This window comes from Mesorhizobium sp. P2_B11 (assembly GCF_056404855.1).
Genome location: NZ_JBFUDF010000005.1, coordinates 295,078 through 307,702 on the forward strand (window position 1 = coordinate 295,078; position 12,625 = coordinate 307,702).

Consider the following 12,625-nt stretch of genomic DNA (forward strand, 5'->3'; position numbering starts at 1 on the left):
CGGGTTCAGTTCAGGGTAAGGCTGACACCCGCGCCAACACCCCAGTGCCCGCCGGCTGTCGTGCCAGACAGGTTGGCTCGAACCCGTCCCTCCTCGCTGGTGTAGCCGGCGCCGAAGGCGACGGCGCCTTCACCGCGCCAATAGCCTCCGCCGGCCGCCACGCTCAGCTTGCCCGGACGGTCGTCATAGCGCAGCGAGGCGGCGGCCAGACCGATCGCGGCGGCCTGGCGCGCTTCGCCCTTTACCTCGCCCATATCCATGTTGAGCTGGCTCAGCTTGGAGTCCGTGTAGGCATTGGCCTGCTGCAGCGTCGTGGTCGCAACTTGGTTGGTATAGGTCTTGGAATCCGCCAGCGTGGTCGACAGGCTGTTGGTAAGCTGCTGCACGTTGACAGCATCGGTGTTGGCAACGCCTGGCCCGACATTGTGGATGACCACGGGTGTGTTCGGGTCGCCGCCGGCAAGCGTTATCGAGTTGGATTTGCTGCCGTCTCCGTTCTTGTCGTACTGGACCGCGAACTCGGTGAGATCACCGACGCCGCTCTGCAAGGTTTCGACGGCCTGGTTGGTCGCGTAAAGCTGGCTGCCGTTGATGGCGTCGGTGGAGGTGCCGCTGATCCGGCCCGCCGCGACATTGGTGACGGTGCGCTCCTTGCCAACGTCGCCGACGCTCACCGTGCTGGTCGGAGCTGTTCCGGCGAAGGTGTAGTTTACGCCGTTGATCGTGGTGCCGGTGGTGGCAACCGCCGCCGCCGTCGTTGAGCCCGCGCCGAGCGCGACGCTGCCCGGCTCGTTGGCCGTAGCACCCGCGCCGAGCGCCACTGCCTGGGCTCCGTTGGTCGTCGCGTTGGTGCCGAGCGCAATGCTGTCGGCCTGGTTGACGGTCGAATTCTGGCCGATCGCGATGCCACCAGGCGCCGTCTGCTGCACGATGGCGCCGTTGCCGATTCCGATGCCGTTGTCGCCGTTCACAGTGGTGCGCGGACCGACCGCAACCGAGTCGACACCGACCGCAAGCGAATCCGCGGCCGTCGAATTGGCATGGAAGTACATGCTCCCGGTCACCGCGAAGGAGCTCAGCGCCCCCTTCAGCTGGCGCAGCGTAACCGCGTCCTGGTCCTGGGTACCGTCGGCCACGTTGATGATCTGGCGGTAGGAGGTGGAGGTGCCGACCGAAACGGCGCCGAGCAAGGTCGCGTCGGTGGTGTTGTAGGGAACCAGGCCGGTGCCGGCGAGTATCGATCCCGATGCCGGCGCCACCGCACGGTCCGAAACCGAGCCGGCGCCGAGCGCCACGCCGCCGATGACGCTGGCCTGGGTGTCGCGGCCGAGCGCAAGCGCATTGTCGGCGCTCGCGGTCGCCTGGTAGCCGAGGGCCGACGAGCCGACCCCTTGCGCGAAGGCGTCGGTGACCGGCAGCGTCGTGTCGTTGGTGCGCACATAGCGGATGCCGTCGCCATTGGCGTCGGTGTAGGCCGTCGAGGTGTCGCCGGCGATGTTGCTGATGGCATTGCCGAGATTGGTGATGTCGGTGGTGTTGGCCGCGATATCGGCGGTATTGGCGGCGATATCGGTGGTGTTCTGCGTCACCTGCTGGTTGGTCGCAAACAGCTGCGAGCCGTTGACCGCATCGGTCGAGGAGCCGGTCAACTGGCCGGCCGCGACGTTCTGGATCTGGCGTTCGGCGCCCACCGAGCCGACCGAGAACGCGCCCGCCGGTGTCGTGCCAGCGAAGGTGTAGGCAACGCCGCCGATCGTCGTGCCGCCGACCGCAGTCGTGGCGCCGGAGACCGAATTCAGGCCGATCGCCACGTCGCCGGCATTGTTGGCCACGGCATTCGGGCCGACCGCGACGGAATCCGTGCCCAGCGCCTGGGAATCCGCCAGTGTCGAGTTGGCGTGGAAATACTTGATGCCGCCGCCGGTGCTGATGCTGTTGATCGTATTGCCGAGAGTGGTGATGTCGGCGGTGTTGGCGGCGATATCGGTGGTGTTTTGCGTCACCTGCTGGTTGGTCGCGAACAACTGCGAGCCATTGACCGCATCGGTCGATGAGTTGCTCAACCGTCCGGCCGCGACGTTCTGGATCTGACGCTCCGCGCCCACCGAGCCAACCGAGAACGCGCCCGCCGGTGTCGTGCCAGCGAAGGTGTAAGCAACGCCGCCGATCGTGGTGCCGCCGACAGCGGTAGTCGCTCCCGATGCGGAATTCAGGCCGATAGCCACGTCGCCGGCATTGTTGGCCACCGCGTTCGGGCCGACCGCGACGGAATCCGTCCCCAGCGCCTGGGAGTCCGCCAGCGTCGAGTTGGCGTGGAAATATTTGATGCCGCCGCCGGTGTTGATGTTGGTGATCGTGTTGCCGAGATTGGTGATGTCGGCGGTGTTGGCGGCAATGTCGGTGGTGTTCTGCGTCACCTGCTGGTTGGTCGCAAACAGCTGCGAGCCATTGATGGCGTCGGTCGACGAGTTGCTGAGCCGGCCCGCCGCGACATTGGTGATGGTCCGCTCCGCGCCGAGCGCACCGACGCTGACGGTGCTCGTCGGCGTCGTGCCGGCGAAGCTGTAGGCCGTGCCGCCAATCGTCGCGCCGCTGGTGCCGACCGCCGTCGCGGTCACCGAGCCCGAGCCGAGCGCCACATCGCCGGAGCTCGCCGCGGCTGTCGCGCCGTTGCCCAGGGCGACATTGCCGGCAAGGCCGGCGGCGCCCGCGGTGGAGCCGTTGCCGAGCGCGACCGAGCCTTGCCCGATCGCCTTGTTGTTGTTGCCGATCGCGACAGCACCTGCGGCCTGGTTGGCGGCGGTGGCGGTTGCCGTGCCGTCGCTGTTGGCGATGTTGTTTGCGCCGCCGGTGAAGGCGCCGGTGCCGCTGGCATAGCTCGGGTCGCCTATGGCGACCGCGCCGTCGCCATAGGCGGTGTTGCCGGCGCCGATCGCCACGGCCTTGCCGCCATCGGCGATCGCCCCCGTGCCGATGGCGACGGAGTCGGCGGAGATCGCGCCGGCAGCGGTGCCGATGGCGACAGCATTTGTGTCGAGCGTCACCGCGCCCGCTCCGAGCGCTGTCGAGCTCGCCCCTGTCGCGACGGCTGTCGTGCCGATGGCGACGGAATCATCGCCCCCGGCAGTGGAGGTACGGCCACCGGCGAACGCACGGTTGCCGCTGGCCTTGGAGCCGTCACCAACCGACGTGGAGTTCGCTCCCGTCGCGCTGGACTGGAAGCCCACGGCGCTCGATTCGGTGCCGCTGGCTACGGTGCCGATGCCGAGTGCGGTACTGCCGACTCCGCCGGCGCTGGCGCTAACGCCGGCGGCAAGAGAATTGTCTCCTGCCGCGCTCGAACCAGTCCCGAAGGAGGAGGCGTTTATGCCGCTGGCAAGGGCCTGACGTCCCACGGCAGTGGAGTTGGCGCCGCTGGCATTGGATCCCCAGCCTGCGGCTGTCGCATAGTTGTTGCTGGCCGTGGAGCTGGTGCCGAGGGCGGTGGAATTCCCTCCCGAAGCGACGGAGAAGGTGCCCAATGCGTTGGCGCCAGCCCCGGTGGCACTGGCCTGAACGCCAAGCGCGACCGAATTGACGCCACTTGAGACCGTGCCTTGGCCCAGCGCCATCGCGCCGCCGGTGCCCGAGGCCGTCGCATTCAGGCCAATAGCTACCGCGTATTGTGCCGACGCATTGGCGTTGCTTCCCATCGCAACGGCATCGGCCTGAGATGCTTGCGCGGCAGTGCCGAACGCGACGGCGGAAGCACCGGAAGAGACCGAATTCGTGCCGATCGCGATGCTGTTGGGCAGGGCCGTGTTGGCCTGAACGCCCGCCTGCGCGCCCAGACCGAATGCGATGGACTGATTACCCCATGCACTGGCGTTCTGGCCCATCGCCGTGGCGCTCGTGCCCGTTGCCTTGGTTTGGACACCTATGGCAACAGCTCTGTCCTGAGATGACACGACATCGGTGCCGATACCGATGGCGCCCTGACCTGTGGCACCCGACCCAGCAACAGTGCGCGCGCCAAGATAGATGGAGTTGATCTGGGACGCGATCGACTGGAAGCCGATGGCGATGGCATTCTGGTTGCCGGCGTTGGCACTGGTGCCCTGGGCAATCGAATCGATGCTGGCCTGCGTTGCTCCAGAGCCAATCGCGATGCCGCGCAGCCCGGGTGTGGTGGCGGACGGACCGACCGCGACTGAGCCACTGCCGGTCGCCGTGCCGCCGCCGGCGGCATACTGCGCCGCTGCCGGCGTGGCGATGCTCCCGAATGCGATCGCAACCAGCGCCGCTGCAGCAATTCTGCCGCTGCCCAGTGCGCCAAGCCCCAGACTTTTGCGGCGCATGCCGAGCACGCGGCACGCGTTACGCAGCACCGCCATCAGGCGGCGGCGAACGGAGCGGCTGTCGGCCGCGCCCGAAATCCAGTTTCCGACAAAGCCGGAAGAAAGTTCGATCTTTGCCCGCCCCTCGACGTGTCCGGTCATGCTACTTTTCCCTCGCAATTGCCGAGGCGCCGTGATGTGCCGCACCATTCGCCTCGACGGCCAAAAAATCCTTGAAATTACCCGTCGCCTCTCGCAGCGAGAGACCTATCTTCACACCTTGTTTTTCAATCAGCTGGCAGGCGCTCGCGACCCATGGCTGCGTCGGCTCGGGAACCGTATGCAAGGCGGCTTCGGTCCGCTCAGGCGACAGGTTTATCGCCACCAGCGCGCGGCAGAGATCGAAATGAAATCCCGGATCGCCTTCGCCGCAAGCAGGAGAGGTCAGTCCAAGCACGAAACAGGCCAGGAGATGGTCGAGTTCCGCACCGCTGATCCGGCTGGCGTATTGGCGCTGCAGCGCGGCCCAGGCAGCTTCTGCCTTGGGTGCGAAGACCTCAATTTCCGCGAATTGAATGTCCATGGGACAATCCGGCATGCTGCTTCATCTGGTTGCCCCCGCCCCAAATGACTTCCCCATCGCGACCATGAGCACGTTCGCGGTGTATGTATTTTGTAAAAGTCTGGAATCTTTGTAGAAAAGTCCGGTTTTTGAGTGCTAGGGGGCAGGTGTTGCAGCTCTACCACGCAACTTCTGGCTGCCAGGATCTCCCGATGATCACTGCGGCGAACCGAGAGACGCGCCCGCGACAAATATCACCGCAGCAGCTTCACCTGTTTGGGCGTCCTGCCGCGATATTTCGACATGGTGACAGTCAGGTGGCTCTGGTCTGAAAAACCACTCAGATGAGCGACTTCCGCAATCGACAGATCGCTCTCGACGAGGAGCTTTTCAGCGAAATCGAGGCGCAGCCGCAGCAGGTATTTGTGCGGCGGCTCACCGAAGGTCTTGGTGAAGGCCACGATGAAGTGGCTCGGTGAAAGGCCGGAAACCGCGGCCAGTTCGGCCACCGTGATCTTGCTGGAAAAATTCACGTCCAGGAATTCCTGCACCCGCCGGGCGCTGCGGTTTGACAGACCGCCCTTTGGGCCTTGTGGCAACTTTCCTGCTCCTGCGTAGTTCCGAAGCATGTGGACGCCGAACATGGTGACCAGCGAATCGACGTAGAATTCGTTTGGAGTCTCCCGCTCCGTCAATTCCACCTTCAGCAATTGCGCCAGCTGCAGCGCCTCAAGGTCGACGGTCCCGAAAGGTGGTGGCTGGAGCTCGGCCCGAACTGCGCCGAATTCGCGCACCGCCAGGTCAAGGAGGCTATCGGCGGTGAGCGCCACGATCATGCTCTCCATGGCGGATGACCACGTCACGCTGGCTTCCATGTTCGCCGGGATGACCACGATCATCCCGGTGTCGCCATCATGATCATGGACTTCGTCGTTGCCGAGCGAGACCCTTATCCCGGGCGAGGGCGCCAGCATGACCGCACCGAAATGTTCCGCCGCCTTGAATGTGTGCGACCCCGGCGCGCGAACGGCATGAGCCGCGCCACCCCGAAAGGTGATCATGCGCGTGCCCGCATCTTCCGAAATTCCATCGAAGATGCGCTGGTCCGCGCGTCGCCGACCTGTCCCGGTGCGCTCCAGAACGGCGCCTCTGTGTTGCATTTCCGTCCTGCCTCAGCCCTGCCCCGATCGATTGAATCTGCGCTCTATCGAGGTGCCCAGTATCCAGTTCTGGTTCCTGAGCGTTCCTTTGAACCTTAGCGGCGTTGCTTTATATTGAAAAGAAGATTTTCGGGCCGAATAAAAACTTTAAAGGGTTTCGTCAATAAATCTATATTTTTATTCTTTAGTGTGCACTAATATTACGATTTGCCTATCATTTCTTACCGTTTTGCCTTTGCGGTGTTGTGCTTCGCGCCACGCGCACAATCCAGCATTGCATACCGAACGTGAATCGCGCGGCTGTTGCCAAACCTGCCGGGCCAGCGTGAATTCCCTATTGCCCAACGCTGCCTCAAAGTCTGTGTAGCGACCATACCTCGGACAAGAACCATGTGTGTGTGAAGAAAAAAATAAACACGAGTAAAAATATGGTCGGCGGCAGAGTCACCGCAATCTTCGCCTTGTTCGTGATGGCATGCAGCGCAAGGATCGGTGGCCGTTCGGCGACGCGATAAAGAATTATCGGGATAATCCAGGATTGTTACAGATCGCCTCGGCGCTTCTCATACATATCCCAAGACAGCTCAACCATGGCCAGAAGAACATCCTCCTGGCTCCACCCGGCGGCAACCGCCGAGTCCACAATTCCGCGTACAAGCGGCAGCAATTGGCGCTCGCATTCGGCCAACAAATTGACGTCGCCGTTGCCTGTCGGCGGACTATCGAAATCAATTCTCATCGTTGGCGCTCCCCCGCCATTAATGATCTACTGAAACGTATGTCTCTGCAATTCTTATCCTGCCTAATATACATGCATCGGGGGATGAAACAAAGCAGCGTCGGAATTGACGCCACGGCAAGTCGTCGATTGCCAGACAAGACTGGCCGGGCAGCAGAAATCCGCCGCCTTCAATCGGACCAGAACACCAGGTTGATGGTCAGTTCACCGGGCCGAGCAGGACCGAGTCCGGCACGCCGCCGTCGATCGGAATGGCCTTGCGGTTTGCGCTCGCCACCATCGGCTGGTTGATGTCGGACGTCACGATCACCGGCGTCTTCGGAGGCACGCGGTCGTAGAGATCGATAACGTCCTGGTTCATCAGGCGCACGCAGCCCGAAGAAACTGACTTGCCGATCGAGTTCCATTCCGGCGAACCGTGCAACCGGTAGAGCGTGTCGACATTGTCATGGAACAGATAGTGCGCGCGGGCGCCGAGCGGGTTCTTCAGCCCGCCGGGCATGCCGCCATTCTTGGCGCTGTACTGCTCCAGTTCCGGCTGGCGGGCGACCATCTCGTCCGGCGGCGTCCATTTCGGCCATTTCTGCTTCCACTGGACGACAGCGTCTCCCGCCCATTCGAAGCCGGCGCGGCCGAGGCCGACGCCGTAGCGGATCGCCTGGCCACCTTCGCGCACCAGATAGAGAAAATGGTTGGTCGTATCGACGACGATGGTGCCCGGCCTCTGGCCGGTCGGATCGGGAACGATCTGGCGCAGGAACTGCGGGTCCATCTTTTTGATCGGGATGGCCGGAAGTTCGAAGCCGCTGTCCGTCATCGGGCCATACATGGTCGCGTAATCGCCGAGCGGCGGCTCTTCATAGGTCGGCGGCGGCGGTTCGACCGGCGGCGGCGTTGAACTGGTGGTGGTGCAGGCAGAGACCGCAACCGAGGCGGCACCAAGCGCTGCGGCGTTCAGAAAGCCGCGACGGCTCAGGCGATAGAGGTCGATTTCGGTCTTCAACATGGTTGCCTTTTTTAAGTCTCAAATTGCAAGAAAGCGTGAAGTGTCGGCCTCCCCCTAATGCCTGACGCGATAGGCGGTTCCGATTCTGGCCTGAGGGTGGACAAACAAAGGCGAAGCTGTGACCGTCCTGCCACTGTTGCTCCAGGGCAACAGAGCCTTGGAGCGGTTCATCGTTTCACCAAAACGCTGAACCGGCCTGCGTCGTTCCTTCTGCGCAATTCCGGACGGAAAACCGCTTCACACTTTTCCTGGAATTGCTTTAGCCGCCTGTCAGCAATCCTTCCAGCGACGGCAGGATCAGCGCCGGCGGAAAGTCCCGGTATTCCTCGGGCTGGTTGGCGCGGTTGATCCACACGGTGCGAAAGCCGAATTTGGTCGCGCCGGCGATGTCCCAGCGGTTGGAGGACTGAAACGAGACGGCGCCCGGATAGAGGCGCCAGCCCGTCGCCACCATGTCGTAGGTCGAGGGATCCGTCTTGAAGCGCTTGACGGCGTCGACCGAAAAGATGTCGTCCAGCACCTGGTCGAGCGCCGCCGATTTGACCGCTGCTTCAAGCATCTCGGGCGAGCCGTTGGACAGGATCGCCAGTTTCGCGCCGGACGCCTTGAGCGCCTTGAGCACGGCCGGCACTTCCGGATAGCAGTCGAGCCGCCAATAGGCGTCGAGCAGCTTTGCCTTCAGCCCCTTGTCTGCCGAAGGGACCTTGCGCAAGGCAAAGTCGAGCGCCTGTTCGGTGAGCTGCCAGAAATCGGCATAGCCGCCCATCAGCGTGCGCACCCAGGAATATTCCAGCTGCTTGGCGCGCCAGATCTCCGACAACAGCTGGCCGTCCGGCCCGATCTCGCCGTCGTGACGGCGCACGGCGGCGTGCACGTCGAACAACGTGCCATAGGCGTCGAAAACGTAAGCCGCGTAATGCATGGCGACAGTTTTGAGGGCAGGCGGGGCAAGGTGCAAGCATCGATTGCATCGCTGGGGCTACTGGCCTCAACAAAATCCGCTCCATGCCGGTTGACGGCGCCAGCCAAAGCATCTTCCAATGCTCGGCAACAGGCAGCTTTGAAGCGGAACCGAACAATGACACTGGCGACTGCAGCGCTCTCGACGACATGGACCTTCGTCGACGGCGATTGGTACGAGGGCAACGTCGCCATTCTGGGTCCCCGCAGCCACGCCATGTGGCTCGCCACCAGCGTCTTCGACGGCGCCCGCTGGTTCGAGGGCGTCGCTCCCGACCTCGAACTGCATGCCGCCAGGGTGAATGCGTCAGCGATCGCGCTTGGCCTCGCGCCGTCGATGAGCGCCGACGAGATCGTCGGCCTGACCTGGGATGGGTTGAAGAAGTTCGACGGCAAGACGGCAGTCTATATCAGGCCGATGTACTGGGCCGAGCATGGCGGCTATATGGGCGTGCCGGCCGACCCGGCATCGACCCGCTTCTGCCTTTGCCTCTATGAATCGCCGATGATCCCGCCTTCCGGCTTTTCGATCACCGTGTCGCCGTTCCGGCGGCCGACCATCGAAACCATGCCGACCAACGCCAAGGCCGGCTGCCTCTACCCCAACAATGGCCGCGCCATTCTCGAAGCCAAGGGACGCGGCTTCGACAATGCATTGGTGCTCGACATGCTGGGCAATGTCGCTGAGACCGGCACCTCCAACATCTTCCTGGTCAAGGACAGCCATGTGCTGACGCCGGCGCCCAACGGCACCTTCCTGTCCGGCATCACCCGCTCGCGCACCATGACGCTGCTTGGCGACTACGGTTTCAAGACCACCGAAAAGATGCTGTCGGTGCGCGACTTTCTCGAGGCCGACGAGATCTTTTCGACCGGAAACCATTCCAAGGTCGTGCCGATCACCCGCATCGAGGACCGCGATCTCCAGCCCGGGCCGGTGGCCAAGAAGGCGCGCGAGCTCTATTGGGAATGGGCGCATTCGAAGCCCGCGGGCTGAGCCGCCGGCGCTTCGTTTGTTGGGCGTTCTTTTTTGACGCAGCATCCTGTCCGCAAAACCGTGTGACACTTTTCCGGAACCTGCTTAGAAAGGAACCGGCGCTTCATTCCGGAGTTGTTCCAGAACAATCCAGCCCTATCTTAATCCGGTATCCACACCGGGTTTTTCCATGAGGAGTATGACCGATGGCTTTTGAATTGCCCGCCTTGCCCTATGACTACGAGGCCTTGCAGCCTTACATGTCGAAGGAAACGCTCGAGTATCACCACGACAAGCACCACAAGGCCTATGTCGACAACGGCAACAAGCTGGCCGCCGAAGCGGGCCTTGGCGATCTGTCGGTCGAAGAGGTGGTCAAGCAGTCGTTCGGCAAGAATGCCGGCCTCTTCAACAACGCCGCCCAGCACTACAACCACATCCATTTCTGGAAGTGGATGAAGAAGGGCGGCGGCGGCAACAAGCTTCCAGGCGCCCTGCAGAAGGCCGTCGATGCCGACCTCGGCGGCTACGACAAGTTCAAGGCTGACTTCATCGCCGCCGGCACCACCCAGTTCGGGTCGGGCTGGGCCTGGGTCTCGGTCAAGGACGGCAAGCTGGCGATCTCCAAGACGCCGAATGGCGAGAACCCGCTGGTCCATGGCGCCTCGCCGATCCTCGGCGTCGATGTCTGGGAGCACTCCTATTACATCGACTACCGCAACGCCCGGCCGAAATATCTCGAGGCCTTCGTCGACAGCCTGATCAACTGGGACCACGTCCTCGAAATGTACGAAAAAGCGAAAGCTTGATCGATCCAGAAAAGCCCCGGCGTCCCCGGGGCTTTTCTTTTTTCATCTCGAAACGGCGGCACGCTGCAAATCCGCAGAATCCGTGCGGTAGGCAGGGAATAATCCCCGCCCGCCGTCCGTTAACGTTAGGTCGCGACCCCCTCATCATCCTGGAGCCAATTGAATGAGAAAGCTTGTCATCGCCATCTCCATGCTCAGCCTCGCCGCCTCGGCGGCCTTTGCCGACCCGATCCTCGACCGGCAGGCACTGATGAAGGAGCGCGGGAAACTCGTCGGCGGCCTGGCGAAAATCGCCAAGGGGAAAGCAGACTTCGATGCCGCTGCCGTGCTGACGGCGCTGCAGGCGCTGCAGGTCAATGCCGAGAAGTTCGATGCCGATGCGCTGTTCCCGGCCGGCAGCGACAAGGGTGACACCACCGCTTCGCCGAAAATCTGGGAAGACATGGCGGGCTTCAAGGCGGCGGAAGACAAGTACCTTGCCGACGTCAAGGCCGCTGCCGCCGCCGCACCCGCCGATGTCGATGCGCTCAAGGCGCAGGTCAACACCATCGGTGGCGATTGCGGCACCTGCCACCAGACCTATCGGGTGAAGAAGAGCTGATCCCGGGGCAATGGCCCTGTTGAAGAAACTTATCGGCGCCGCCCTCATTCTGGGCGGCGTTGGTATGGTTGCCGGCTGGGTCTTGTCGGCGCCGGTGAAGCTCGACGCCAAAACCCTGGCGCAACTCGGCCCCGGCGATGCCGCCAGGGGCAAGCGCATCTTCTATGCCGGCGGCTGCACCTCCTGCCACGCCAGGCCGGGCTCGGAGGGCGAGGCCCGCCTGCAACTGGTCGGCGGCCTTCAGCTCAAGACGCCGTTCGGCACCTTCGTGCCGCCCAACATCTCGCAGGACCCCAAGGACGGCATCGGCGCCTGGACGGTCGAAGACCTTGCCAACGCCATGCTGAAAGGCGTGTCGCCGTCAGGCGAGCATTTGTACCCGGCCTTCCCCTATGCGTCCTACGCCCGCATGAAGCCGGCTGACATTGCCGATCTCTATGCGTTCCTGAAGACGCTGCCGGCGGTCGCCGGCAAGGCGCCGGACAATTCCTTGAGCTTCCCCTTCAACATCCGCCGCGGTCTCGGCCTCTGGAAGCGGGTCTACCTTAGCAAGGAGCCGGTAATTGCTTTGGCCGACGGCACGCCAGATCCGGTTCTGGCTGGCCGCTATCTGGTCGAGGGACCCGGTCATTGCGGCGAATGCCACACGCCACGCGACTTCGCAGGCGGCACCAAAAAGGGCCAATGGCTGGCCGGTGCGGCCGCCGCCGAAGGCAGCGGCATCGTGCCGAACATCACATCGGGCGAGGGCGGCATCGGCGATTGGTCGGAGGCCGACATCGCCAACTATCTCGAAACCGGTTTTACCCCCGATTTCGATTCCGTTGGCGGCGCCATGGTCGACGTCCAGCGCAACATGGCGCAATTGACGCCGGAAGATCGTGCGGCCGTCGCCGCCTATCTCAAGGCGGTGCCGCCGCATCCCAACGGCTATCCGGTGCGCGCCAAGCCGGCTAAGTGATCTCCACTACAGGTGGCGATCGCCAAGGAAATCGAAGCCCGTTTCGAAGAAGTGACCGTAATTGCAGGTCAGTTCCTCGCCGGGCGCGATGTCGCGCAAGGCATAGGTCTCCTCGGGCGAGGAGACATCGCAATTCGGCTCGTCGTCATGGTTCATGTAGCGGGCGTCATCGGCTTCGAAGACGATGTAGTTCGGATCGCGGCGGTCGGGATAGGAATAGCGGTCGAGATAACTCTTCACCGGTCCGCTCTCGCCCTCATAGGTTTCGACGTCGATGACCCGGTCGAAGCGTGGGTCGAGTTTCCAGACCAGCGTGCCCTTGGCAATGTGGGTCTTGGCGAAAACACCGATGCCCTGGATCGGCGATTTCTCGAGATAGGTGTCGACGAGCAGCATAGTGGACCCTTTACGTATGTCGTGTCTGGAAGGCGCCGCGCATTGGGTAACGCGCAGCCATTGCAATTGCGAGTGAAAATGAGCAGCGCGGAATTCAAAAAGTGATGATCGGCACGCCTCGACGGGCGCGCCTTCGCTC

At 63.0% G+C, this 12,625-nt stretch carries 11 protein-coding genes; 4 read left to right on the forward strand and 7 right to left on the reverse strand.

Annotation, left to right across the window (positions count from 1 at the left end):
• Window positions 1-5 precede the first annotated feature (5 nt).
• The 6 genes from AC1DYJ_RS18070 to AC1DYJ_RS18095 all read right to left on the reverse strand — a co-directional run bounded on the left by AC1DYJ_RS18070 (window position 6) and on the right by AC1DYJ_RS18095 (window position 8,705).
• Window positions 6-4,478, reverse strand: a complete 4,473-nt coding sequence (locus tag AC1DYJ_RS18070; protein WP_477285726.1) for a YadA-like family protein — start codon at window positions 4,476-4,478, stop codon at window positions 6-8.
• A 1-nt stretch (window position 4,479) separates the two neighbouring features.
• Window positions 4,480-4,899, reverse strand: a complete 420-nt coding sequence (locus AC1DYJ_RS18075; protein ID WP_477285728.1) for a hypothetical protein — start codon at window positions 4,897-4,899, stop codon at window positions 4,480-4,482.
• Window positions 4,900-5,132: 233 nt separating this feature from the next.
• Window positions 5,133-6,038 carry a helix-turn-helix transcriptional regulator gene (locus tag AC1DYJ_RS18080; protein WP_477285730.1) on the reverse strand — a complete coding sequence of 302 codons (906 nt, stop codon included), beginning with the start codon at window positions 6,036-6,038 and terminating at the stop codon, window positions 5,133-5,135.
• A gap of 541 nt (window positions 6,039-6,579) precedes the next feature.
• The gene (locus tag AC1DYJ_RS18085) at window positions 6,580-6,777 is read right to left on the reverse strand and encodes a hypothetical protein (RefSeq protein ID WP_477285732.1); all 198 of its coding nucleotides are present in this window, start codon (window positions 6,775-6,777) and stop codon (window positions 6,580-6,582) included.
• Between the two features lie 199 nt (window positions 6,778-6,976).
• A complete protein-coding gene (locus tag AC1DYJ_RS18090) occupies window positions 6,977-7,783 on the reverse strand; it encodes a L,D-transpeptidase (RefSeq protein WP_477285734.1) in 807 nt (268 codons plus the stop codon).
• 259 nt (window positions 7,784-8,042) lie between these two features.
• Window positions 8,043-8,705 carry a haloacid dehalogenase type II gene (locus AC1DYJ_RS18095; protein ID WP_477285736.1) on the reverse strand — a complete coding sequence of 221 codons (663 nt, stop codon included), beginning with the start codon at window positions 8,703-8,705 and terminating at the stop codon, window positions 8,043-8,045.
• Window positions 8,706-8,861: 156 nt separating this feature from the next.
• Here AC1DYJ_RS18095 and AC1DYJ_RS18100 point away from each other — a divergent pair, with 156 nt between their 5' ends.
• The 4 genes from AC1DYJ_RS18100 (at window position 8,862) to AC1DYJ_RS18115 (ending at window position 12,090) form a co-directional block, all read left to right on the forward strand.
• Window positions 8,862-9,740, forward strand: coding sequence for a branched-chain amino acid aminotransferase (locus AC1DYJ_RS18100; protein WP_477285738.1), 879 nt, complete (start codon window positions 8,862-8,864; stop codon window positions 9,738-9,740).
• Window positions 9,741-9,925: 185 nt separating this feature from the next.
• Window positions 9,926-10,528, forward strand: coding sequence for a superoxide dismutase (locus AC1DYJ_RS18105; RefSeq protein ID WP_142866647.1), 603 nt, complete (start codon window positions 9,926-9,928; stop codon window positions 10,526-10,528).
• Window positions 10,529-10,691: 163 nt separating this feature from the next.
• A complete protein-coding gene (locus AC1DYJ_RS18110) occupies window positions 10,692-11,129 on the forward strand; it encodes a c-type cytochrome (RefSeq protein WP_477285740.1) in 438 nt (145 codons plus the stop codon).
• 10 nt (window positions 11,130-11,139) lie between these two features.
• A complete protein-coding gene (locus tag AC1DYJ_RS18115) occupies window positions 11,140-12,090 on the forward strand; it encodes a cytochrome c (RefSeq protein WP_477285742.1) in 951 nt (316 codons plus the stop codon).
• A 6-nt stretch (window positions 12,091-12,096) separates the two neighbouring features.
• Here the strand turns inward: AC1DYJ_RS18115 and AC1DYJ_RS18120 are convergent, their stop codons facing one another.
• Entirely contained in the window at window positions 12,097-12,486 is a 390-nt protein-coding gene (locus AC1DYJ_RS18120; RefSeq protein ID WP_477285743.1) for an SET domain-containing protein, read from the reverse strand.
• Window positions 12,487-12,625: the final 139 nt, after the last annotated feature.